Raw genomic sequence first — 24,291 nt, forward strand, 5'->3', positions numbered from 1 at the left:
GTGAGCTTCGAACTCCCCGTCGCGCGGGGTCCCGGGCACGATCTCGCCAACCAGATCGGTGGCCTCGTCGCATTCTCCGTCACCGCGGTGCACCGCACCATCGTGACCGTTCTCCGCGGGCGACTGTCACTCGTGGAGACCGTCACTCAGGCAGTGTTCGTCGCACGCGTCTGCACGGTGCCTGCTCTGCTGTTGATGCTTCCCATCGGAGTGTTGATCGCGGTGTCGGTCGGCTCTCTGGCCGGAAGGCTCGGCGCCGGAGCGTATTCCGGCGCGGTCGTCGCGTTCGTCGTCGTCGGGCAGGCCGCTGCACTCGTCTGCGCCCTGATGCTCGCGGGCGTCGCGGGTTCCGCGATCTGCGCCGACCTCGGCTCCCGCACCATTCGGGAAGAGATCGCCGCGATGGAGGTCATGGGGCTCGACGTCGTCGAAAGGCTCGTCGTGCCACGGCTCGTCGCGTCCATGGCAGTCGCACTGGCCATCTGCGGCATGGTCACCGTCGTCGGCGTCGGCGCGTGCTTTTTCTACCAGGTGTTCGTCGCGGATCAGTCCGCCGGCGCATTCCTGGCGACGTTCAGCGAATACGGCCGCGTGTCCGATTTCGTGATGGCGATGATCAAGTCGGTGTGCTTCGCGGTGACGTCGACGCTCGTCGCGTCGTTCAAAGGTCTGCACGCCAAGGGCGGGCCGAGCGGGGTCGCCGACGCCGTCAACGAGGCTGTCGTACTGGCGTTCGTCGTCGTATTCGTCGTCAATACCGTTCTGTCGCAGCTCTACTCGGTCGTCGTTCCTGCCGTCGGGACGTACTGATGCCGTACGACGCACTGGTCGGACTCAGGCGCGGAGGAATCAAGGCGACAGGCGGCATCGCCGTCCTCGGTCGACACGTGAGCTTCTACGCCGAAGCGATCGCGGCCGTACCGTTCACTCTCCGCCGATACCGGAAGCATGTCGCACAACATATCGGCGAGGTGAGCTTCGGGTACGCGTCGTTGCTGGCGGGTGGCGGAACCATCGGCATCGTGTTCGCGATGTCCGCCGTCGCGGCCATGATGGTCGGCGTCGAAACGTACCGCGGCTTGGACCTGATCGGGCTGACGTCGCTGTCGGGGCTTCTCTCCGCAACCGCCAACACGCGTGAACTGGCTCCTGTCATCGCGAGCATCGCACTGGCCGCGAAAGTGGGCACGGGATTCACCGCGCAACTCGGAGCGATGAGAATCTCCGACGAGATCGACGCCCTCGACTCGATGGCCGTGCGGCCCATTCCGTTCCTCGCGACGACGCGACTCATCGCGGCCGTCGTGTGCATCGTCCCGATCTATCTCGTCGGACTCATCGCGACGTTCGTCGCCACGCGCCTCGTCGTCGTCACGTTCGGCAGCAGCTCTGCCGGCACGTACGACTACTACTTCCACCTCGCGCTGACCCCGGGCGACATGGTGTATTCCGTCGTCAAGGCTGTCGTGTTCGCCATCGTCGTCGCACTCGTGCACTGCGCCTACGGTTTTCACGCATCTGGTGGTCCGGAAGGCGTCGGACAGGCGGCCGGACGCGCGCTGCGTACGTCGATTCTCGCCATCGGAATCACCGATGTGTTTCTCACGTTCGTGCTGTGGGGCATCGTCCCGACGGTCCCCGGCCTCGGTGTCTCGTGACGGCCCCGCCACCCCGTCGGATGGGGCCGAGTCGCACGGGCTTCGTGATGCGCGGCGTCGCCGCGGCCGCGGTACTGACGACAGCAGCCGTCGCCTCGGTCGCGTACGGCAGCGGTGCGTTCGACCGCGCACCCGAGGTGTACGCCGATATCCCCGCATCGGCCGGCCTGCTGGTCGGCGAAATCGGTGTTCTGTACCGAGGTGTGCAGGTGGGCAAGGTCGTCGACATCGACAGTGGCGTCGACCGGTCACGCGTCACGATGCAGATGGATCCCGACGAGATGGGGACCGTCCCCGCCTCGGCACTCGTCCGCGTCGTCCCACGCACGTTGTTCGGTGACGTCTACCTCGGCCTCGTCGATGCCGACACCCCGTCGCGACGCCTTTCCGCAGGAACGACTCTCGCGGTGGACACGTCCGAGGATGCCGTCCAGCTCGCCGACGTCTACCGCCGCGTGACCGACCTGCTCGATCGCCTCGAGCCTGCGAAGGCGCAGACTGCACTGACGGCGATCAGCACGGCACTCCACGGCCGAGGCGCCGATCTGGGTGAGACCATCGACCGACTGGCCTCGGTGAGCGCGCAGCTGGAACCACACATCGGCGCGGCGCTCGACCACACGACGTCTTTCCGCCAGGTCACCGAGGCCCTCGCCGACGCCACACCCGACGTCCTGGCCACCGTCGACGCAGCGACGACGTTGTCGCGGACTGCGCTGGATCGCGCCGGCGGTGTCGAAGCGCTGATGGCCACTGCCGCGGGCCTCACCGGGTCGGCCGACACGGTGACCCAGGAAAACACCGACGCCATGATCACCGTGATCCATCGTGGCGCAACGGTTCTGGACACGGTGTCCGAGAACTCGGTCGGCCTGGCCGAGACCCTCGACATGTTCGAACCGTTCGGTGCCGCAGGAGCTCGAATCTTCGCGAGCGGCCGTTTCGACATCACTGCGGTGCCCGACTTCTCCGATCCGCTGCCGTACACCGCCGCGGACTGCCCTCGGTATCCCGGCCTCGACGGTCGACACTGCGCCCTCGCCGAGGTGCAGGATGCGGCGGTCGGCACTGCGCTGCCGCTGAACCCGGCGAGCACGATGCTTCTCGCCCCGATCCTGCAGGGCACCGAGGTGACGATCCGATGAGTTCCCTACGCCGTCCTCTGCTGCAGCTCGGCGGATTCGCCACGGCAGGGCTGCTGTCGGCCCTCGTCGTCGTCGATACCCTCAGTGTCCCGGTACCAGGCGAGACCGACTCATACACAGCTGAATTCAGTGGCATCGAAGGCCTACGAGCCGGAAACGACGTCACACTGGCCGGGGTGCGCGTCGGCAAAGTCGACGACGTCGACTTCACCACCGACTCGGCTCGCACCAGCGCCGTCGTCCGCTTCTCGGTCCAGAACGCCGTGTCGGTCCCTGGCAACATCACTGCGGCAATTCGGTACGGAGACATGCTCGGCGCCCGGTACCTTGCCCTCGATCCTCCGACGCAACCGACCGGAAGCATGTCCGACGGCGACACCATCCCACTCGAACGCACGACGCCTCCCGTCGATCTCACCGCGCTCGTCAACGGTTTCGAGCCCTTGTTCGACGCCATCGACCCCGGCCAGGTGAATGCCCTGGCTCGCTCCATCGTCGCGGCGTTCCAAGGTGAAGCAGGGACGATCGAGTCGCTGCTGCGGCATGTGGCAACCGTGACACGAGGGGTGACGGACAACGAGCAGGTGCTGACCGACCTGATCACAGATCTGAGTTCGGTTGTCGAGACCATGGATTCGCGTCGCGGTGACATCAGACGCTTGATCACCGGCCTGACCGAGATGAGCACGACCGTCGCACAGCAGAGCGATCGACTGATCACCCTGCTCGACGACGGCTCGGTCGCCGTCCATGCCCTCACCGAGATCGTGACCCATGCCGCGCAGCCACTCGACGCGGCTGTCGCCGACGCCACTGCGATGACCGACGCGTGGATACCGAACACCGTCAACTTCGACCGCACGATGACCCTGCTGCCTCAGCTCGCCGGATCGATCAATCACCTCGGCGACTACGGCAGCTGGCTCAATCTCTACACCTGCAACTTCACACTGAAAGCCGGCGAGCAGGAGGCCAACATCTTCGGCGGCACACACACAGAGATCTGCCGATGACGACGGCCAAGCTCGGCATCACCGGCATCGCGCTCGTCGCGGTCCTTCTGGTTGCAGCGGTGACCGTTCCGCACGGGTGGTACATCCTTCGAACTACTTCGTACACAGCACAGTTCGAGAACGCAGGAGGTCTCACCGATGCAGATCCGGTCTATCTCGCCGGCGTGCCTGCAGGCAGGGTGGACAGTGTCGAACTGGCAGGAGACCACGTCGATGTCCACTTCCGCCTCGATCGCGATCGTCCTCTCGGTGATCGAACGCGGGCCGCGGTCAAGCTGCGCACGATCCTCGGCAAGCGCTACCTCGAGATCGTGCCCGACGGGAATGCCTCAGCCGATCGGGTCATACCGCTGGCCCGAACCACCGTTCCGTACACGCTCGACGAGATCGGTACCGAAACGGTCACTGCCGCAGAGGAACTGGACGTACCCGCACTCGAACAGATGGTGGCGACGCTGCGAGAGACCACCCCGACGGACTCCTCGGTCTTCGGCGATGCACTGACCGGTGTCAGCGCCGCGTCGGCGATGCTGGCCCGCAATGACGAACAGATATCCGGCTTGCTCGACGCGTCCCGCTCATTGTCGACGGCCATTGCCGCCGAAAGCGCGTCGCTCGCAGACCTTCTCGGCAATGCACAGACCGTTCTCGGCATCTTGGCCGACCGCCGAACTGCGTTGTCTCGCTTGGTCGCCGATCTACGCACACTGATCGACACGGCGTCGACGTTCCTGGGTGACAACACCGACGAACTCGACCACCTTCTCGTGAACATGCGCTCGGTCACCGACACACTCGACCGGAACGGGCAGAACATCGACGCCCTGATGTCCACGCTGCCCGCCGGTCTGCGCGCGGTCACCGACGCCACCGGCAACGGCAACTGGGTCGACGTCTCAGCCCCGGCAGGCCCGGTGCCCGACAATCTGTTGTGCGCGCTCGGCGTCATGCAGGGGTGCACCGGATGAGAATCATGGTCGCCCTCATCGCCGTCGCGTCGATCGCCGGCGGCTGGTTCGTGTTCTCCACGAACGACTCCCTCACCGTAACAGCAGATTTCGCCTACATCGACGGTATCTACCCCGGCAGCCCGGTGCGGGTACTCGGAGTGCCCGTCGGAACGGTCGACGCCGTCGACCCGCAGGGCAGTTCGGTTCGCGTCACGATGTCGGTGACGTCGGACATCGACATTCCCGCCGACGCCGAAGCATTCGTCATGAATCCATCGGTCGTCAGCGACAGGTTCGTCGAACTCGGGCCGGCATACCGCGACGGACCTGTGCTGGGCGACAACGTCATTCCCGTCGAACGCAGTCACTCTCCGATCAATTGGGACCAGCTGATGGGCAGCGTGACGACCCTCGCCGGCGCCCTCGGACCGGATGGTGGCGACATCGGTTCCGCCCTCGACATCGTCGCCGACGGCACGGCAGGTCTCGGTCCCGCGATGAACGACGCGATCAGGAACATCTCGCAGGCCACGGCGGTGGTCGGTGGCAACAGCGAACAGATCGGTGCGCTGATCCAGAATCTGAACACGCTTGTCGGTGCCATCGCGGCACGCGAGGGAGCGGTGACGGGCGTGACGGACTCGCTCGACGCGCTCGGCCGAGAGATCGCCACCCAGGACATCGATGTCGGAACTCCGATCGCGCAGCTGCGCACCATGTTCGATCAGCTCGACAGGCTCCTCACCGATCGAGGGGGCGACCTGGTGGCCGTTCTCGCGAACGCGCGCGACCTCACCGGACGGTTCGCGGAGCACGAGGCACAGTTCGCCGAGTTCGTGGATCTACTGCCGCTGACGATGCAGAACATCGGCAACACGATCGGCGACGACCAGCGCGCCCGGATCCGACTGAACATCTCCACCGACCTGGACCAGTTCGCCACCGCCGTTCCCCTGTGCCGGGATCTCGCACTGCCGATCTGTACCGGTGCGGGACTGACCAATCCGGTTCCGGTGCCCATCGGTACGTCCGACCCGCTCGGACTCGCGCAGCTCATGATGGGAGGACGATGAAACTCCTCGTCCTGCTCGCCTGCGTCGTCATGCTGTCGGGATGCAGTCTCGGTCTCGGTCAGCTCCCCATCGGGCGTTCCGCCGACGGTGACAACTACCGCGTCATAGCGGAATTCGCTCGCGCAGATCGCATTCGGCTCGGCACCGAGGTGCGCGTCGGGCAACATCTCGTCGGACGTGTGCACGATCTGTCGACGAACGGACTCAGCGCCCAGGTCGGTCTGAGTCTGGCCGCGTCGACTCCCCTGCCCGACAACGTCACCGCATCACTCGAACTCCCCTCCGCACTCGGCGAACCCTACGTCCGACTGACGGTGCCCGCCGACCCGTCGACGAACATGCTCTCGGGCGGTGAGGTGGTTCGCAACACCGAGATCGGTCCGGAACTCGAAAACTCCCTCGCCACACTGGGAATGGTCTTGAACGGTAGCGGTCTCGACCAGATGCATACCGTCATGACCGAGATGAACGACGCGTTCGCCGGGCGTGGGCCCGAGATTCGCGACCTGATGCACAGTGCGGACGCACTGCTGGCGAAAGCCGATGCACAGCAATCGGAGTTCGACCGTGTGGTGAACGCAGCCGCCGAAGTCTCCGCTGCGCTCGCGGACAACCGCGCCACACTCGACGAGGGCCTGACCGTCGCCGCGCCGACGATCGAGCTCCTCGTCCGCCAGCGTGACCACATCGCGTCGTTGATCGCGTCGACGTCGTCGTTGTCCGTGACTGCGCGAGAGCCGCTCGTCGACAACGACAGTCAGCTCTCCGGCGGCATCGACGACCTCGCGCACATCCTCGACTCGATCCAAGGATTCAACGACTCGGTCACGCCGACGCTGAACAACATGAACCAGTTCATCGCCGGATTCAACGGCGCCGTGCATGGCGACTACCTCGTGTTCGACGGCGCCCTCGACCTGCCGGAAACCGTCGGCGAACTCATGACCGGGGGCCGCGTCGCCGATGTGCCCGCGACGCTCGAACAGCTCCTCGTTCCGGGGGCAACCCGATGAACGGCCGAATTCAGTTGGTGCTGTTCGTCGTCACGGCTGTGGTGGCGGTCATCGTCAGTACTCAGTACGTTCTCGGACCGCAGAGCTTCCGCGGGTCGATCGCCGTCACGGCAACGATGGACGACGGAATGAACCTCGGCGTCGGTGCAGGCGTCACGTATCGCGGAGTCGCCGTCGGATCGATCACCGACATTTCGGTCGCCGGCTCTGCTGTCGAGGTCGGCATCCGGCTCGATCCGGACACACGCGTCCCCGTCGGCTCGGCGGCGAAGGTGACCGACAGCAGCGCGCTCGGCATCCAGACACTCGACATCGTGCCGACGACCGACAGCGGCCCCTACCTCGACGACGGCGGCACCCTCGTCGTCCGCCCCGAGGACCAGCCTCGGCAACTCGACGAACTGCTGGTGCAGATGTCGAGTCTCGCCGAATCCATCGATCCGAATTCGATCACGACGCTGAGCGACACCGTCGGCACCGCACTCGACGGCACCGGGCCCGCGCTCGCGCAACTCCTCGACGACGCCGACACCCTCTCCCGCATGCTCGACGCGCAGGCCCCGGCTCTCGCGAACCTCGTCGACACCGGTCTGCCCATGCTCGACGCCGTCGCCTCCCGCGCCGACGGCCTGGCGGGATCCGCCGCCGCGGTCCGAGACATCACCGGGCAACTGACGGCGCAGGAACCGTCGTTGATCTATCTTCTGGACCGCTCGCCCGACGCACTCGCCCGAACGCAGGTGCTGCTCGACGACACACGCGGAACCGTCGGCGCGCTGTTGACGAACCTCGTCTCGGTCACGGGCGTGCTCGGTGACCGCACGCCTGCGACATCGGCGCTCCTGGACGCGTTGCCCGAGACTCTGGGCAAACTGACGTCGATCGTGCACGGCGATCGGGGTGACTTCACTCTCGTCGCCACTCAGGGACCGGTCTGCTGGTACGACACACCGCGCCGAACCGTCGGCGACGAGTCCGCGCGTCAGCCGAATCTGAACCTCTACTGCCCGCCAGGACCGGATCTCGCCCAGCGTGGATCCGCGAACGCGCCGCGTCCGAACGACCTCGGCCTGTCCGACGCGACCGAACCCGGCAACGTCACCGGACCGCCGATGGCCGACGACCCGCTTCTCGTCCCGACGGGCGTCGAGGCGCTCGACTACTGGAAGACACTGCTCGAAGGAGTCCAGAAATGACACTGCGCAGATCCGCGGTCGCACTGCTCGTCGCCGTACTCGCTGCTTCGGTGGCCGTGCTCGGATATCTCGTCGTTCAGAACCGTGAGATGGACGACCTACGCACGATTGCGGTGGCGTCGGCGACGCAGTACGTCGAGGAACTCGCCACGTACGACTACACCGATCCGTCCGGAAATCTCGACCGGGTGACCGCGTCGTCGACTGCAGATTTCGCAGCCTCCTACCGCGACGTGTCGGACAAACTGACCGGGCTGCTGAGCCAGGGCCAAGGCCAGGCGACAGGCCACGTGACCAGCGCCGGAGTGGTCGAACTGAGTTCGGAGCGCGCCGTCGTCGCGCTGTTCCTCGACCAGTCCGTGCGCAATCTCACCGTGCCGGGCGGTCGCACCGATTCGTCGCGCATGCTCGTCTCCCTGGAGCGCGACGGTGACCGGTGGTTGTTGGCGTCGGCGGAACCGCGGTGACATGATGGCAGCCCCCTCGCGCGCGCCGAACTGCTGGTCGGGGCACACCCCGATTCGCAAAGGACGTAGCCTGACGGGGAAGGAACGGTGGCTCACATCGAATGACATCCGTGTTGTTCCGATAGATTGTCGGAGCCACCAGGCACGATGCAAGAGGGTCGAAGACCATGTCACCAAAGCGACGGGTCACCACTATCGAGGAGATAAGGCCATGGCTTTACCAGTATTGACTCCGGAACAGCGCACCGCGGCGTTGGCCAAGGCGGCCGAGGCACGCACCGCCCGGTCGAAGCTGCTGGCCGCCGTCAAGTCCGGCGAGCTCAGCGTTGCTGACGTTCTCGCGAAGGCCGAGAACGACGAAATCGTGAAGAAGACCAAGGTGTCTGCCCTGATCAAGGCGCTCCCCGGCGTCGGTTCGGTGCGCGCCGCACAGCTGCTCGAGCAGCTGTCCATCGCCGACACCCGCCGCATCGGCGGCCTCGGCGCCAACCAGCGTGAAGCACTGCTGGCTGCTGTCGCGTCCTGACGGATGTAGTGCGGCAGGTCACATCCGGCGGGGTTAGCATTTCCCCATGAACGTCGAAGTGACCCTGCTGCCCGGGATCGGGGTGCGAAAAGATTTCGCCCTCGCATCCGGGCGCCGCATCGGAGTCATCACTCGTAAGGACGGCGCGAACGAGCTGATCGTCTCGCGCAAGGATGACCCCGACGCAACACAGGCGTCCATCACCCTGAGCAATGAGGAAGCGGCGGCGCTGGGCAATCTGCTCGGCACGCCGCAACTCATTGCTCAGCTCGGGGAAGACCATCGCGACCTCCCCGGCATCAACACTCGCCAACTCCCTATTCGGGAGGGCTCGCGATTCGACGGCCGAACTCTCGGCGACACCACGATGCGCACCAGAACCGGTGTGTCCATCGTCGCGGTCATGCGCGCGGGCCAGGTTCAACCGTCGCCCACACCTGACTTCACCCTGACTTCCGGCGACCTTCTCGTCGCCGTCGGAACGTCGGACGGGCTCGACGCAGCGTCCAGATTGCTCGGCAACTAGGGCCATGGCGGAGAGCGCGCTCGCTCTGACGGAGCTCGGCGCAGTGTTCTTCGCGCTCGGCCTGCTGGCCAGACTCGCAGGGAAGATCGGCGTCTCTCCCATCCCGTTCTATCTGCTCGGAGGCCTGTGCTTCGGCAACGGCGGATTCTTCAACCTCGGCGGCATAGACGAGTTCAGCGAGATCGCCAGCGAAATCGGCGTCATCCTGCTGCTCCTGCTGCTCGGACTCGAATACACCGCGACCGAGCTCGTCACCGGCCTTCGACGCTCGTGGCTTGCCGGGCTCGTCGACCTCGTCCTCAACTTCCTGCCGGGAGCCGTCGCCGCGCTGTTGCTCGGGTGGGGTGGCGTCGGCGCGCTCGTGCTCGGCGGCGTCACGTACATCTCGTCGTCGGGCATCGTTGCAAAAGTCCTCACCGACCTGGGCAGACTCGGTAACCGCGAGACGCCCGTCGTGCTGTCGATCCTCGTGTTCGAGGACCTCGCGATGGCGGTCTACCTGCCGATCCTGACAGCCGTACTCAGCGGCGTCAGTTTCCTCGGCGGCCTCGAAGCACTCGGGGTCTCGCTGCTCGTTCTCACGTTCGTGCTGGTCGTCGCACTGCGGTACGGCAGCGTCGTGTCTGCCATCGTCGACAGTCCCGACCGTGAAGTGGTACTGCTCAAGGTCCTCGGATCGGCGTTGCTCGTCGCGGGCATCGCGTCGGAACTGCAGGTGTCGGCTGCCGTCGGCGCGTTTCTGCTCGGCATCGCGATCTCGGGGTCGACGGCCGACAACGCGGCCCGCATCCTCGAACCGCTGCGAGACCTGTTCGCTGCGATGTTCTTCGTCGTGTTCGGGCTCAGCACCGACCCGACGACCATTCCCCCGGTGCTCGGGTGGGCGATTCTGCTGGCCGTGGCGACCACCGTCACCAAGATGATGACCGGCGCATGGGCTGCGGGACGTCAGGGCATCGGAAGGCCGGGACGTCTGCGCGCCGGTGCCGCGCTGGTCGCGCGGGGGGAATTCTCGATCGTCATCGCGGGACTCGCCGTGGCAGCCGGGGCGGTCGAAGGCGAACTCGCGGCACTCGCGACGGCCTATGTGTTGCTCATGGCCGTGTTGGGACCCGTCGTCGCGCGGCTCGTGGGCAGTGCGCCTACGGCGCCTGTGCGCGCCTAGTCATAGGCTTTCCCGCATGTCGCAGAGACAACCACCGAAGTCGGAGGCGTTGCGCCGACGGCCGCAGCTGTCCGAGGACGTCGCGAATCACGTGCGTCACGTCGTGATGTCCGGCGAGGTCCGGCCGGGTGACTTCATTCGACTCGACGAGACGGCTGCCGAACTCGGTGTCAGCGTGACCCCGGTCCGCGAGGCATTGCTGACTCTGCGCGGCGAGGGAATGGTAGAGCTCGTCCCACATCGTGGGTACGTCGTCTCACCTCTGACGGCCGACGACATCGTCGACATCTTCTGGCTGCAGGGTCAGATCGCGGTCGAGCTGGTGAGACGTGCTGCGCCGAAGATCACCGATGCCGTTCTCGCCGACTTGGAGTGGTTCAACGCGTCACTGTCCGCCGCAGTCGAGAAGGGCCAGGCCGAGGAAGTCGAGATCGCGGAGTTCGAGTTCCACCGCGTGCTCAACCGGCTCGCCGAGGCCAGCAAGCTCGCCTGGTTTCTGAACAATGCGACGCGCTACACCCCGACCCGGTTGTACGCGTCGAACCCGGACTGGGGCCGCGCCGCGGTCCGCAATCACGAGCAGCTGATCGCCGCGCTGAAAGCCTCCGACGTCGACGAGGCATGCCGGTTGATGCAGCAGCAGTTCACCGATGGTGCCGAGAGGCTGATCGCGTTCCGCGACTCGTGAGTGTTTATGTATAGAGGGCTATACATAAACACTCACGAGCGCCTAGGAGCGTAGCGACGACGGCGCCTGGAAGCGCTCCCCATACTTCGCCGCCAGCTCGTCCGCGCGCCGGACGAATCCGGCCTGACCACCTTCGTAGCCGACGATGTACTGGTGAACACCACCGGTCCAGGCCGGGTAGCCGATGCCGAAGATCGAGCCGATGTTGGCGTCGGCGGTCGTCGTCAGCACGCCCTCGTCGAAGCACTTCTGCGTCTCGATCGCCTCGATGAACAGCATGCGCTCGATGAGGTCTTCGAACGGTGTCTCGGACGTGCCGGACTTGAACGCGTCACGCAGGCCGGGCCACAGACCGGTGCGCTTGCCGTCGGCGTACTCGTAGAACCCGGCGCCCTTGGCCTTCGACGGCCGCTCGAACTCGTCGACCATCTTGTCGATGACGGCACCCGCGGGATCCTCGGGCGGCGTCTGACCGGCGGCGACGAGCGCGTCGTACGTCTCTTTCCGGATCTTCTGCATGAGCGTGAGCGTCAGCTCGTCGGACAGCTGTAGCGGTGCAGCCGGGTAGCCGGCCTGCAGTCCGGCCTGCTCGATGGTCGACGGTTCGACGCCCTCACCGAGCATCGCGATGGCCTCGTTGATGAACGTGCCGATGACGCGGGAGGTGAAGAAGCCGCGGCTGTCGTTGACGACGATCGGAGTCTTCTTGATGGCCTGGACCAGATCGAACGCTTTGGCCAACGCCGCGTCCGACGTCTTCTCACCGCGAATGATCTCCACGAGTGGCATCTTGTCGACGGGCGAGAAGAAGTGGATTCCGATGAAGTCTTCCTGACGCTTCACACCGGTCGCGAGGGACGTGATCGGCAGCGTCGAGGTGTTGGATCCGAGCAGTGCCGTCGGAGCGACCAGGTCCTCGATCTCTTGGAACACCTTCTGCTTCAGTTCCTCGGATTCGAAGACTGCCTCGATGACGAGGTCTGCGCCGTCGACGTCCTTAGCGTCCGCAGTGGGATGGATCCGTGCGAGCAGAGCGTCGGACTTCTCCTGAGTGGTCTTGCCACGCGAGAGTGCCTTGGCTTCGATGGCCTCGGAGTACGCCTTGCCCTTCTGCGCTGATTCCAGCGCAACATCCTTGAGCACGACGTCGATGCCGGCCTTCGCACACACGTATGCGATGCCCGCGCCCATCATGCCTGCGCCGAGCACGGCGACCTTGGAGAACGTCGTCTTCTCGATGCCGTCCGGACGCGACTTACCCGAGTTGATGGCCTGCAGGTCGAAGAAGAACGCCTGGATCATGTTCTTCGACACCGGGCCGGTGACGAGTTCGGTGAAGTAGCGGGACTCGATCGTCGACGCGTTGTCGAAGTCCACCTGGGAGCCTTCGACTGCGGCTGCGAGGATCGCGCGCGGCGCAGGCATCGGCGCGCCCTTGATCTGCTTGCGCAGGTTCGACGGGAACGCGGGCAGAATCGCAGCGAGCTTCGGATTCGACGGCGTGCCGCCGGGGATCTTGTAGCCCTTCACGTCCCAGGGCGCGACGCCGCCCTCGGGGTTGGCCTTGATCCAGGCCTTCGCGGCGGGCACCAGGGCGTCGACGCTGTCGACGAGCTCGTGAATCAGCCCGATCTCGAGCGCCTTCTCCGGACGGAACCGCGTGCCCTGAGCGAGGACGGTCATGAAACCGTTCTGGATACCGAGCAAACGCGTGATGCGGGTGACGCCACCGCCGCCGGGCAGCAGGCCGAGCGACACCTCCGGGAGTCCGAGCTGCACGCCCGACACGCTGGCCGCGATGCGGTGATGCGTCGCGAGCGTGATTTCGAGTCCGCCGCCGAGCGCGGCGCCGTTGATCGCCGACACGACCGGCTTGCCCAGCTTCTCGAGCCGACGCAGCTGCGCCTTGACGCTCTGGACCTCGTCGAACACCTGCTGGGCGTCTTCGGGACGTGCCTTGATCAGGTTGTTGAGATCGCCTCCGGCGAAGAACGTCTTCTTGGCCGACGTGATGACGACGCCGGTGATCGAGTCGAGTTCCTTCTCGAGCCGGTCGACGGTCGCACCCATCGAATCCTTGTACAGCTGGTTCATCGTGTTGGCGCCCTGGTTCGGGTCGTCCATCGTGAGCACGACGATGCCGTCGGAGTCCTGTTCCCACTGAATCATGTTGTCAGACATAGATAATTCCTCAGACTCGCTCGATGATGGTCGCGACGCCCATGCCGCCGCCGATGCACAGGGTGATGAGGGCGTACCGGCCGCCGCGGCGCTCGAGCTCGTCGAGCACGGTTCCGGTGATCATGGCGCCCGTCGCGCCGAGTGGGTGGCCCATCGCGATGGCACCACCGTTGACGTTGAGTTTCTCGTTCGGGATCTGCAGGTCCTTCTGGAACCGCAGCACGACGGACGCGAATGCCTCGTTCAGCTCGAACAGATCGATGTCGTCGACGGTCAATCCTGCGGTTGCGAGAACCTTCTTCGACGCCGGGGTCGGGCCCGTCAGCATGATCGTCGTGTCGGCACCCGACGTGGCGGTCGCGACGATGCGCGCACGCGGCACGAGGTTCAGATCCTTGCCCGCCTGCTCGCTACCGACGAGGACGAGCGCGGCGCCATCGACGATGCCGGAGCTGTTTCCACCGGTGTGGACGTGGTCGATCTTCTCGATCCAGTGGTACTTCTGCAGCGCGACGTCGTCGAATCCGCCCATCGCGGCGACCCCGGTGAACGCGGGGTTGAGCTTGCCGAGCGACTCGACGGTCGAGCCGGGACGCATGTGCTCGTCGTGATCGAGGATCAGCAGCCCGTTCTGGTCCGTCACCGGAACGACCGACTTGGCGAAGTACCCACCCGACCAGGCCGCGGCCGCACGTTCCTGCGACTGCACGGCATAGGCGTCGACGTCCTCGCGGCTGAACCCCTCGATCGTCGCGATGAGATCTGCACCGATGCCCTGAGGTGCGAAGTAGGTGTCGTAGTTCGTGGCGGGGTCCATGGCCCAGGCGCCGCCGTCGCTGCCCATCGGCACACGCGACATCGACTCGACACCGCCTGCGATGACGACCTCGTCCCAGCCCGAACGCACCTTCTGCGCGGCCAGGTTGACTGCTTCGAGGCCCGACGCGCAGAAGCGGTTCAACTGGAATCCACCGACCGTGTCGGGCATCTTCGCCGCGAGAACTGCGGTACGCGCGATGTCTGCTCCCTGATCGCCGACGGGCGAGACGACGCCGAGAATCAGATCGGAGATCCGGTTCTCGTCGAGATCGGGGAATCGGCGTCGAAGTTCGTCGATCAATCCGGTAACGAGCGAAATCGGCTTCACCGAATGCAGCGAGCCGTTCTTGCCCTTACCGCGCGGGGTTCTGATTGCTTCGTAAATGAACGCTTCTGTAGTCACAGCGCGGTCGTTCCTTCCACGTGGTGAATCGGCGGCGGCGCTCAGGGCACCGCAGGACTCGAGGCGTACACCTCGGCTGATTCCAGACTAGAACGTGTGTCATACAACGATGAAGGACCGAAACGAGCGTCGTCCGTGACCGGTGCGTTCGTTTGGCGAGGATCGGCACCGGGTAGCACTAGGATTCGTGACGGGGGGCATCGAGAAATGCGGGAGACAAAGATGTCCATGGACACCCAGAAGCCGTTCGCAGTCGGCGCGCACGTCAAGGTGCGCTACAGCTCGGGGTCGGAACTGCCGCGCGACCAGTGGCCGAAGGAATCCGGCGTCATCCGGGAAGACTTCGGCGACCAGTCGGGATTCGCGACGGACCGCACCTGGGCCGTCGCGCATCGTTATGCCGTCGCCCTCGACGACGGCCGTCTCGTGTTCGCCGATCCGGACGACATCGAACCTGCCTGACGGCGCGGGGCCGTCGGAGTCTCTGACGCGGAGAGCGTCGGGCGCCGCTACCCCTCTTTCAGAGGTGTGGCACCCAGTTCCGCCTCCAGCAGCTGCATCGCAACCGTCTCCGGATCTCTGCGTACCGACGGATCGGCCGGTTCGGCCGCAGCCTTGAGCAGCTCTTCCTCGTCCTCCGGGGTCTCCGGGGGTGGCGGCCCGGCAGGCTCGGGATCGTCCGGGTAGTCCGGCGCCTCGGGGGGCGGGATGTCGTCGTAACTCGACCCGTCGCCGGCCGAACCGAACGCATCGTCGGTGGTGCGCGCAGGCTTGTTGCTCTGGCTGGGCCGAGAGAACTTGGTAGCCGGCGCCTTCGGAGCTTCCACGGCACCCCTGGTCACAGGTGCTTCGTCGACAGGAACAGCCGCTCCGACGACGCACGTCACCGCCCAATCGACGCCGAACACGTCGCGCAACGCATCGCGAATGACGTCGGCGTTGCGGGGCTCCTGCAGTCGCTTCGCCAGCGGCGCCGAGTCGTGGCCCAGCGTGATGGAGTCCGCGTCGACCGCACGCACCGAGGCCCCGGACAGCATGACCTCGACCGTGCGGCTTCGTTCGCGCACCTTGGCCCTGACCTCGGACCAGACCGCACGCACCGCGGCCGCGTCGGGCGCGTTCGACGCGACGGGAACCGGCTCGGGCTCTGGTTCCGGCTCGGGCGCAGGCTCTGGTTCCGGCTCGGGCACAGGCTCTGGTTCCGGCTCCGGCGCGGACAGCGGTTCCGGGACCGGGTCGGGTGTCGGGGTCGGCTGAGGTTCGGGGTGGGGTTCCGGCTCGGGCTGCGGTTCCGGCTGAGGCGTCGGCTCGGGTTCCGGCTGAGGCGTCGGCTGGGGTTCCGGCTGAGGCGTGGGCTCCGGCTCGGGGACCGGCGCCGGCTCGGGCGTCGGGATCGTTGCGGCCGGAGGCGCCTGCATGGGAGGTGCGGCAACGGGCTCGGCGGCGGGAGCAGGTGTAGGTGCGGCCGGGGCCGGAGTGGCGGCCGCAGCTCGTTGGGAAGGCCGGACGAACTTCGGCGGAACATCGTCCGCCTGCGGTGCAGCCGGGGCGGGCGCGGACTCGATCGGACGACGCGGGGCTACTTGATCGACAGCGGCCTGCTCACCTGCGGGCAGGGTCACGTCGAGGCGACGCTCGAGACGTTCCAACCGTTGCAGCACAGCCGATTCCGCGTCGGATGCCGACGGAAGAAGCATCCGCGCACACATGACTTCGAGGAGCAGGCGAGGTGCCGTGGCACCGCGCATCTCACCGAGTCCGGAGTGCACGATCTCCGCGTAACGTGCCAACGTCGCCGAGCCGATGCGCTCGGACTCGTCGCGCAGGCGCTCCAACACGTCGCCGGGCACGTCGACCAGACCGCGCTCCCCCGCGTCGGGAACCGCTCGCATGAGGATGAGGTCGCGTAGACGCTCGAGGAGGTCGGTGGCGAACCGTCGTGGATCATGTCCGGCGTCGACGACCTTGTCGATCGTCCCGAACAGCGAGCCACCGTCGCCTACGGCCAAGGCGTCGACTGCTTCGTCGATCAACGCGACGTCGGTGACGCCGAGTAGAGACAACGCACGCGCGTACGTGACGCCTTCGGAGCCGGCACCGGCCAGGAGCTGGTCGAGCACGCTGAGCGAGTCACGCGGCGATCCGCCACCGGCTCGGATGACCAGCGGGTACACCGGGTCTTCGACCGGGACGGACTCCTGCGCGGTGATCTTCTCGAGCAAACCGCGCATGGTCGACGGCGGTAGCAGCCGGAACGGATAGTGGTGCGTCCTCGACCTGATGGTCGGCAGAACCTTCTCCGGTTCGGTGGTGGCGAAGATGAAGACCAGGTGCTCCGGCGGTTCCTCGACGACCTTCAGCAGGGCGTTGAAGCCTGCCGTGGTGACCATGTGCGCCTCGTCGATGATGAAGATGACGTAGCGCGACTCGGCCGGGGCGTACACGGCTTTGTCTCGGAGATCACGAGCGTCGTCGACGCCACCGTGGCTGGCCGCGTCCATCTCGACGACGTCGAGATTGCCCGGACCACCGGGCGCGAGAGCGACGCAGGAATTGCAGACGCCGCACGGCGTCGACGTCGGGCCTTCGACGCAGTTGAGCGACCGCGCGAGAATGCGCGCGGACGACGTCTTACCGCAGCCGCGGGGGCCCGAGAAGAGGTACGCGTGGTTGATGCGATTGGAGTTGAGCGCAACGCTCAACGGCTCGGTGACATGCTCCTGCCCGACGACCTCGGCGAACGTCGCAGGACGGTACTTTCGGTAGAGAGCCACGCCCAGAAGGGTACCGGCGAGGACCGACACGGGCATCGATGCCCCGACCGCGTACCGCTTCTACACCAGCCTCACCATCTGGATCTTCGCGAGTTCGATGGTCTTGCGACCGTTCGCCTGCACCGACCACCCGTGGACCTCGTCGGCGTGCAGCACCAGATCACTCATTTCGTCCAGCGTGGCCACACGTTTCTTGTTCACCGCATGGATGTGCACTGTGCGCCCGTTCACGACGGCCGATGCCAACTCCGCGACGTCGCGCGCGGGCAGCCTGCACCACGCACCGATTTTCGCCGCCGCGGCCTCCGGATCGATCGGCACCGGGTCTCCCGACGCCAATGCCCGGGCCAATACTGCAGCAGGCGTCCTGAGCCGCTGACGGAACAGCGGCACGTCACCGGTCTCGTCGGCTTTCGTTCGGGACACTTTCACCTGACTGTGCCCGCCGTCGTCTCGGGGCGAATAGCCGGCACCGCGCAGAATGTCGAGGACTCGCTTCGGCCCGACCGAGGACGCCAGCACCGTCGGCGCGACGACACGGCCCTTCAACTCCGCGATGGTGGCGATCTCCCGAACCAGCGATTCGTCCTCGCTGACGACGATGCTCGACGCCGAATGCACCGCGAGATGGCCGTGTCTACGCCCGCAGTCCTCGATGAGGTACTGCAGATTCTGCGGGATCTCGGTGTCCGAGATGTCGGCGAGATCGGAGATCAACCGATCGGTCGAGCCGCCGTCGTCGAGATATCGCCTGATGGACGTCGGCGTGAACCGCCACGTCGACGCCGCATCCTTCGTTTCGGACTCCGCCGCAGCCGCCAGAACCGACCACACGCTCTCCGAGACAGGGCCGGACACCACCGCCGTCAGGTCGGGAAGCAGATGAACTGTGCAGGAGGAGCTTTCGACGAGTTCCGCGACAATCGGATCGATCGCGGCCTGGGTGGCTTCGGGCCCGGCCAAGCCTACCTCGACGAGTGCGCGCGTCAGGGCCGACGGAGCGTTCCCGGCAAGCAGTCCGAGCCACGTCGCTTCGCGCCACAATGCGAGCACTGCGCCCGGCTCGGAGATGAAAACGAATCGCGGACATGACCATTCGAGGTAGTCGACGGCGCGGGAGTCGTCGACGATTCCTCGGTCCGGGATCGAGGCGAGAAACTTCTTCCTGAACCCCGGGTAGTACGTGGCGTGCGGCGAAAACCGCAGCAACGCAGACGGTTTCCCTTTGAACGGTGGTCTGTGTGTCGGTGAAGCCTCGATACACCACCACGTCGCGACGAACCTGCTCAGTTTCTCCGCTCTGCCGAGCTTCAGGAACTTCGGAAGCGTCGTCGTACCGCGCAGCTCTTTACCGTAAGGATCGACCAGTCCCATCGCGCGGGCGAGCTCCAGAATCAGCTCCACGACCAGAACATTTTCCGCGCCAACAGTTTTGGAAACGATAGTGAGCTCACGTACACCGACACCACCGGATGCGAGCGTCTTGATCGACCCCGAGTCGACAGCTTTCAGCACCCCATCGGCGGTCTCGCAGAATCGAGCCGCGGCAAGTTGCTGCACCCCGACGTCGATGCTCGTGGCCTCACCCGGCCACGGTCGCGCCAGACTCGGCTTCGCTTCCGCCTCGGAGACGTGACCGTGCAGCGCCGAAGGCCGATATCCGTCACCGCTCGGCCAGACCAGACCGAAGCCGACGAGCACGTCGAGCGCTCGATCGATATCTTCCGCGGCGGCGCTAGCGAAATGCTCCGCGAGCTCGGCTCTCGTTCTGTGCCCGTTCATCGCCGCGAGCACGCTCAGTGCACTTGCGTCGAGTTCGGTCACAGCCCGCGCCACCGACCGGGACGTCTGCAACAACTGGGACAGCGCGGCGAATGTGCGAGGAGGAAGGTCGGTCGCGATGTCGGAACGGACGTCGAGCAGCCGCGTCAGCCGATCACCGTCGAGACCCGCAAGCCACTCCTCCTGAGTGGTCATTTCTTCTTCGCTGCCGCCTTCGCGGCCTTCTTGAATTCACGCACCTCGAGCAGTGACTTCTCGTCGACGACGTCGGCAATCGACCTGCGCGACCCCTCGTCGCCATAGGCACCCGCGGCCTTGCGCCACCCGTCGGGAGTGACACCCATCTGTTTCCCGAGCAACGCCAGGAAGATTCGCGCCTTCTGATCGCCGTATCCGGGGAGTGCCTTCAGCCGCTTCAGTACCTCGGCGCCGTTGGGGTCGTCGCGACGCCAGATCTCGTCTGGCTTGCCATCGTAATTCTCGACGATGTACTCGGCCAGCCCTTGGATTCGCTCGGCCATCGATCCCGGAAAGCGGTGTACTGCAGGTGTTGTCGCGCACACCGCAGCGAACTCGTCGGGATCGGCCTGGGCGATGGCGTCGACCTTCAGGTCACCGAGGCGGTCTACGAGCTTCTTCGGTCCGGCGAACGCGGACTCCATCGGGACCTGCTGATCGAGAAGCATCCCGATGAGCAACGCAAAAGGATCCTCGGCCAGCAATGCATCGGCGTCGGCATCGCCGGTCAGGTGCAACGTGGGAGACATGACCTCGATCTTCTCACGCAGCCGCTAGGTGATGGAGACCAACTGCGTGATGTCGTCGAACGGCAGCGGTCCGTCCACGATTGCGCCGACGATCGTGTTGTTCAGGGTGATCGATCCGCCGTGATTGTCGAGGAAGGCGGTGTCCGCCGCATCTCGACCCGTTGCGATTCGCACGAGCGTCGATCTCGGTGCCAGACACGTCGCGTCGACGACGCGCCAACTCCCGTCGACGAAGGCTTCGGCCACCGCGTGAAAATCCATCGGTTCACAGCCAGGGGCGTACACCGCGACGAGCCGGGCGGGCACGTTCACCGCGCGGAGCAGCGCCACCACGAGGTGGGTGTAGTCGCGGCAGACGCCTGCGCCCGCGAGCAGCGTGTCGGCTGCACCGTCGATCGGGTCGCTGCTGCCCGGGACGTAACTCAGCCGTGAACCGACCCACGACGACACCGCCGCGAGCAACTTCTCCGACGGTTCGAACGAGCCGAATTCCGTTGCAGCGAACCCGAAGAACTTGTCGGCCTCGGCGTAGCGGCTGGGGCGGAGATACAGCGACAGATCGTAATCGGACACCGGAGCAGGCTCGGTGTTGCCGTAGATGGTCGCCGAGTACGACACCTCCAGCTTTCCGACGCCCGCGTGCAGCTTGTGAATTCGGGTGCCGTGCGCGCCGCTGATCTCCTGGACCTCGACGGGTTGCCCGTCCAGAGTGAACGACAGCGCTTCCCACACATCGGTTCCGGGGTGCGGCGCGACGGCGATCTGGAATTCGAGGGTGCTGGCCTCGGTGACATCCACGTCGAGGTAGGCAGAGACGTCACGTTTCATCGTGCTGATCCTGCCACCGTCGGCGGACTTCTGCAGATCAAGCTTCGTCGCGTCGGAATTCTCCGGTGACGAGGAAGATCACACGCTTGGCGACCTCGACGGTGTGGTCGGAGAAGCGCTCGTAGAACCGCCCGAGCAGCGTGACGTCGACAGCCGTCGGCACGCCGTGCGGCCAGTCCGGTGCGGCCGTCAGCGTGAACAGGCTGCGATGGAGCTCGTCCATCGCCTCGTCCTTGAGTCGAAGCTCCGACGCGAGGTCGGCATCGCGCGTCAGCAATACCTCACGCGTCGCATCTGCTTGTTCGACCGCGACGCGGCCCATGTCGGCAAAAACGCCTTCCACCTCGGCCGGAAGGACGTGCGCCGGATGACGCCTGCGCACGAGTTCGGCGATGTGAATCGCCAAGCCGCCCATTCGCTGCAGATCCGCGACGATGTGGATTCCGCTGACCATGATCCGCAGGTCGAGCGCCACAGGTGATTGCAACGCGAGCACCGAGAACGCGTTCTGCTCCCACTGCGCAGCGAGCGCATCGATCTGCTCGCGGCTGCTGATGGTCGTCTCTGCAAGTCCCAGGTCGGCGGTCAGAAGCGCCTTGGTCGCCGACGCCATCGCGTCTTCCGCCAGCCTGCAGATCTCCGCGAGATCGGCCGACAACGTGTCGAGTCGATTGTTGTAATTTTCACGCACCGTCGTGCTCCGAAACCAGATTCATGTCCCGTGTCCTCACCGTCGCGGTTCTCTGTGCCCTTCCCTGGACGGAACCGATCTTCCTACACCCTGGCACATGTATGGAATTGTCTGGTCTGTGACGGTCGTGAAGTCGGTTCTTCTGTTCGGTATTGCTGCGTTGTTCGAGATCGGCGGTGCGTGGCTCATATGGCAAGGAGTGCGCGAACACCGCGGCTGGATCTGGATCGGTGCGGGCGTCGTCGCGCTCGGCGCCTACGGTTTTGTCGCGACGATGCAGCCGGACGCGAATTTCGGACGCATTCTCGCGGCGTACGGCGGCGTCTTCGTCGCAGGATCACTTGCGTGGGCCATGATCGCCGACGGTTTCCGACCCGATCGTTGGGATGTGACGGGCGCCGTGGTCTGTCTCGTCGGTGTCGCGGTGATCATGTACGGCCCACGCTGAGTGCCGATCAGCAGTTGGTCGGAGCCGGAACGCCGTAGAAGCGGTCCTTGATCCAGTTCTGTGCTTCACCCAGGCCGAGAAGGTCCGGAATGACATGCCCTGCAGCAGAACCCGGAACGACGGCCGGTAGCTGTGCACTGCTCAGCTGAACCGTCGCACCCTTGCCACACCAGTTGCCTGCCAATTCGACGGCCTGGCCGTGCGGCACGATGTCGTCCGACGTACCCGATTGAATGAGTACCGGCGCGTTCGGCGTACGCTCGCCGATCTTGTTCTTGGCCAGAATCTCCTGCGCCACAGGCAACCTGTTCAGCACTACCGACATCGGCTCACCGGTCTTGGTGTACTCCTGCGTCCGGTGCAGTCCGACGGTCAGAATCGTCTCTCCGACACACTGATTCGCGACCAGATTCAGCATCGCCTTGCCTGCGTCGTTGATGTTCTCGTCGATGATCGGCCGCAGACCCGGATCGGATTCGAGTAGGCCGTTGAGCGTGTAGCCGATGACACCGGTGAGAACCGTGCCGTCGACCTGATCGAGCGTCTGCTTCAGATCGGCCGGTGGCGCGCCTGCGTACGTCCCGACGATGTTCAACTCGGGTGCATACTCCTCGGCGAGTTCGGCACCGGCCGCGGCCGCGCCTCCACCTTGCGAGTAGCCGTACAGGCCGACCGGGCCTTCGGCGGAAAGCTTGGTGCCCTGGATCTTTCGGGCCGCGCGGGCCGCGTCGAGCACCGCATGCGCCTCGGCCGCGCGGTTGACGTACGTGTGCGCTCCCGGTGTACCGAGGCCCTCGTAATCGGTGATGACGACGCCGTAACCCTGCGACAGCAGCGAATACGCCGCCAGCACTTCGTATTCGACCATGAACCCGAGCGGAGGCGTGTACGTGATGACGTTGTTCAACATCTTCGACGGGGCACACTGATCACCCTGGCCCTGCGTACCGGGAGCGAGTACGACGAGCGGACGCTCACCGGGGCCGGTCCACTCGGCTGCGGGATCGATGTACGTGCCGGACACCGCGTTCGCGTCGCCGTTGGAATCGGTGCTGCGGTACAGGATTCGCGTGGCCTCCCCTGGAAGTGTGCCGCCGATACCGGGAACGGACAACGCGAGGTGCGACGGTTCCGTGCGAATCAGGTCGCCAGGAGAGCCGTCGGGCAGCGGGTTGGGCGGTACGTAGAAGTCGGATTCCACCGTCGACCCGGTGGAAGGCGCCGCCGTCGCCAGCGGCGTCAACGCCGCGGCAGCCACGACGGCCAGGCCGACAGCCGATCCGAACAACCGTGACACACGCATGTAACTACCCCCGTAGGTTTCTGTGCCGACCGCTTCTTACTCAGCGGTAGTAACACTCCCGACGGACAGTACGTGATGGGGGACACATTTCGGAAGCATGAGTTCTGCAACGTCACTACGACTATGAGACGTCACAACGCGCGATCAGGTGGGGCCAGCGAGAAATCGGCGGCGTTGGTGTCGAGTAACAGTCACCGACGACGTCGATGCATGGCCGTTTTCGCAGCGAGAATCTCGTCGGACGTGAAGGCTCGACCCGGAAGAGCGGTCGCGGCGCCGGGCTCGGCGCGTAGGCCGTCGAGCACGAGTGCGAAGTATCGCTTCCAGTTCGCCGGCTCGACCGCACAGGTGAATTCCGATGCGGCTCCGACCATTCCGATCAGCGGAAAGAAGTCGTTGACCTCGACGTCCGCGCGCAGTTGACCCGAGTCACGTGCGCGCCGAACGATCTCGTCCACGAACGGATCGATCTTCTCGCGCACCTGGGCGATTCCGTTGCAGCCCTCGTCGGTACCCATGACGACATCGTTCAGCCCTCGGTCGGCGGAGATGCCCTCACAGAGACTTTCGAGGAACATGACGAGCCCGTCCCACGCGTCGTCCGCCTTCAGAGCTTCTTCCGCATGCCCGAGCATCTCTTCGAGACGCTGCTCGAATACGCCGTCGATCAATTCTTCCTTGCACGAGAACCGCCTGTAGACGGTGCCGACGCCCACCTTGGCGTGGGCGGCGACGTCGTCGAGCGTGATGTCGATACCGCGCGACGCGAACAACTCTCGAGCTGCGTCGATGATGCGTCGACGATTCCGTTCGGCGTCGGCACGCAGCGGCTTCTTGGCCGCTGTGTCGGCTCTCACACTCATTCGATGTCCGTT

24 protein-coding genes are annotated in these 24,291 nt (G+C 65.5%); 15 read left to right on the top strand and 9 right to left on the bottom strand.

The features are described from left to right. The 13 genes from CHB96_RS06340 (at position 1) to CHB96_RS06400 (ending at position 11,420) form a co-directional block, all read left to right on the top strand. Complete coding sequence (locus CHB96_RS06340) at positions 1–810, top strand: MlaE family ABC transporter permease (protein WP_089244224.1); 810 nt, start codon at positions 1–3, stop codon at positions 808–810. Continuing rightward, a complete protein-coding gene (locus tag CHB96_RS06345; protein WP_089244226.1) occupies positions 810–1,658 on the top strand; it encodes an MlaE family ABC transporter permease in 849 nt (282 codons plus the stop codon). Before CHB96_RS06340 ends, CHB96_RS06345 begins: the two co-directional genes overlap by 1 nt. Beyond that, positions 1,655–2,803: an MCE family protein gene (locus tag CHB96_RS06350; RefSeq protein WP_245865308.1), complete on the top strand. Its 1,149-nt coding sequence runs from the start codon at positions 1,655–1,657 to the stop codon at positions 2,801–2,803. Before CHB96_RS06345 ends, CHB96_RS06350 begins: the two co-directional genes overlap by 4 nt. Continuing rightward, positions 2,800–3,816, top strand: a complete 1,017-nt coding sequence (locus CHB96_RS06355) for an MCE family protein (protein ID WP_089244230.1) — start codon at positions 2,800–2,802, stop codon at positions 3,814–3,816. The genes CHB96_RS06350 and CHB96_RS06355 overlap by 4 nt, the downstream gene beginning before the upstream one ends. Further along, a complete protein-coding gene (locus tag CHB96_RS06360) occupies positions 3,813–4,784 on the top strand; it encodes an MCE family protein (RefSeq protein WP_089244232.1) in 972 nt (323 codons plus the stop codon). Before CHB96_RS06355 ends, CHB96_RS06360 begins: the two co-directional genes overlap by 4 nt. Continuing rightward, entirely contained in the window at positions 4,781–5,839 is a 1,059-nt protein-coding gene (locus tag CHB96_RS06365; RefSeq protein WP_089244234.1) for an MCE family protein, read from the top strand. The genes CHB96_RS06360 and CHB96_RS06365 overlap by 4 nt, the downstream gene beginning before the upstream one ends. Beyond that, positions 5,836–6,852, top strand: a complete 1,017-nt coding sequence (locus tag CHB96_RS06370) for an MCE family protein (protein ID WP_245865310.1) — start codon at positions 5,836–5,838, stop codon at positions 6,850–6,852. Before CHB96_RS06365 ends, CHB96_RS06370 begins: the two co-directional genes overlap by 4 nt. Continuing rightward, on the top strand, positions 6,849–8,048 hold the full coding sequence (locus CHB96_RS06375) for an MCE family protein (RefSeq protein WP_089244236.1): 1,200 nt from the start codon (positions 6,849–6,851) through the stop codon (positions 8,046–8,048). The genes CHB96_RS06370 and CHB96_RS06375 overlap by 4 nt, the downstream gene beginning before the upstream one ends. Beyond that, a complete protein-coding gene (locus CHB96_RS06380; RefSeq protein WP_089244238.1) occupies positions 8,045–8,515 on the top strand; it encodes an Rv1363c family protein in 471 nt (156 codons plus the stop codon). The genes CHB96_RS06375 and CHB96_RS06380 overlap by 4 nt, the downstream gene beginning before the upstream one ends. Positions 8,516–8,726: 211 nt before the next feature. Beyond that, a complete protein-coding gene (mihF, locus tag CHB96_RS06385) occupies positions 8,727–9,041 on the top strand; it encodes an integration host factor, actinobacterial type (protein ID WP_026347388.1) in 315 nt (104 codons plus the stop codon). Between the two features lie 46 nt (positions 9,042–9,087). Continuing rightward, entirely contained in the window at positions 9,088–9,567 is a 480-nt protein-coding gene (locus CHB96_RS06390; protein ID WP_089244240.1) for a cation:proton antiporter regulatory subunit, read from the top strand. 4 nt (positions 9,568–9,571) lie between these two features. Next, positions 9,572–10,732, top strand: a complete 1,161-nt coding sequence (locus tag CHB96_RS06395; protein ID WP_089244242.1) for a cation:proton antiporter — start codon at positions 9,572–9,574, stop codon at positions 10,730–10,732. A 16-nt stretch (positions 10,733–10,748) separates the two neighbouring features. After that, positions 10,749–11,420, top strand: a complete 672-nt coding sequence (locus tag CHB96_RS06400) for a GntR family transcriptional regulator (RefSeq protein ID WP_176444172.1) — start codon at positions 10,749–10,751, stop codon at positions 11,418–11,420. Between the two features lie 42 nt (positions 11,421–11,462). Here the strand turns inward: CHB96_RS06400 and CHB96_RS06405 are convergent, their stop codons facing one another. Further along, entirely contained in the window at positions 11,463–13,601 is a 2,139-nt protein-coding gene (locus CHB96_RS06405) for a 3-hydroxyacyl-CoA dehydrogenase NAD-binding domain-containing protein (protein ID WP_089244244.1), read from the bottom strand. 10 nt (positions 13,602–13,611) lie between these two features. Further along, positions 13,612–14,823 carry an acetyl-CoA C-acetyltransferase gene (locus CHB96_RS06410; RefSeq protein ID WP_020111033.1) on the bottom strand — a complete coding sequence of 404 codons (1,212 nt, stop codon included), beginning with the start codon at positions 14,821–14,823 and terminating at the stop codon, positions 13,612–13,614. 222 nt (positions 14,824–15,045) lie between these two features. On the opposite strand from CHB96_RS06410, the gene CHB96_RS06415 reads away from it, so the two are divergent. Then, a complete protein-coding gene (locus CHB96_RS06415; protein WP_089244730.1) occupies positions 15,046–15,285 on the top strand; it encodes a hypothetical protein in 240 nt (79 codons plus the stop codon). A 47-nt stretch (positions 15,286–15,332) separates the two neighbouring features. On the opposite strand, the gene CHB96_RS06420 is transcribed toward CHB96_RS06415, so the two are convergent. Genes CHB96_RS06420 through phoU form a run of 5 tightly spaced genes read right to left on the bottom strand, consistent with a single transcriptional unit; the run spans position 15,333 to position 21,665 of the window. Next, on the bottom strand, positions 15,333–17,597 hold the full coding sequence (locus CHB96_RS06420; RefSeq protein WP_089244732.1) for a DNA polymerase III subunit gamma and tau: 2,265 nt from the start codon (positions 17,595–17,597) through the stop codon (positions 15,333–15,335). Between the two features lie 60 nt (positions 17,598–17,657). After that, positions 17,658–19,574, bottom strand: coding sequence for a helicase-associated domain-containing protein (locus tag CHB96_RS06425; protein WP_089244246.1), 1,917 nt, complete (start codon positions 19,572–19,574; stop codon positions 17,658–17,660). Beyond that, the gene (locus tag CHB96_RS06430; protein ID WP_089244248.1) at positions 19,571–20,146 is read right to left on the bottom strand and encodes an HhH-GPD-type base excision DNA repair protein; all 576 of its coding nucleotides are present in this window, start codon (positions 20,144–20,146) and stop codon (positions 19,571–19,573) included. The genes CHB96_RS06425 and CHB96_RS06430 overlap by 4 nt, the downstream gene beginning before the upstream one ends. A gap of 24 nt (positions 20,147–20,170) precedes the next feature. Beyond that, a complete protein-coding gene (locus tag CHB96_RS06435) occupies positions 20,171–20,974 on the bottom strand; it encodes a transglutaminase-like domain-containing protein (RefSeq protein ID WP_089244250.1) in 804 nt (267 codons plus the stop codon). Between the two features lie 37 nt (positions 20,975–21,011). Next, a complete protein-coding gene (phoU, locus tag CHB96_RS06440; protein WP_089244252.1) occupies positions 21,012–21,665 on the bottom strand; it encodes a phosphate signaling complex protein PhoU in 654 nt (217 codons plus the stop codon). Positions 21,666–21,783: 118 nt separating this feature from the next. Between phoU and CHB96_RS06445 the strand changes: the two genes are divergently transcribed. Next, positions 21,784–22,113 carry a YnfA family protein gene (locus CHB96_RS06445; protein ID WP_089244734.1) on the top strand — a complete coding sequence of 110 codons (330 nt, stop codon included), beginning with the start codon at positions 21,784–21,786 and terminating at the stop codon, positions 22,111–22,113. 7 nt (positions 22,114–22,120) lie between these two features. Here the strand turns inward: CHB96_RS06445 and CHB96_RS06450 are convergent, their stop codons facing one another. Beyond that, positions 22,121–23,416 carry a lipase family protein gene (locus CHB96_RS06450; RefSeq protein ID WP_089244254.1) on the bottom strand — a complete coding sequence of 432 codons (1,296 nt, stop codon included), beginning with the start codon at positions 23,414–23,416 and terminating at the stop codon, positions 22,121–22,123. Between the two features lie 191 nt (positions 23,417–23,607). After that, positions 23,608–24,279: a TetR/AcrR family transcriptional regulator gene (locus CHB96_RS06455; protein WP_089244256.1), complete on the bottom strand. Its 672-nt coding sequence runs from the start codon at positions 24,277–24,279 to the stop codon at positions 23,608–23,610. Positions 24,280–24,291 lie beyond the last annotated feature (12 nt).

The sequence above is a fragment of the Rhodococcoides kyotonense genome, from assembly GCF_900188125.1.
In the GTDB taxonomy this organism is placed as follows: domain Bacteria; phylum Actinomycetota; class Actinomycetes; order Mycobacteriales; family Mycobacteriaceae; genus Rhodococcoides; species Rhodococcoides kyotonense.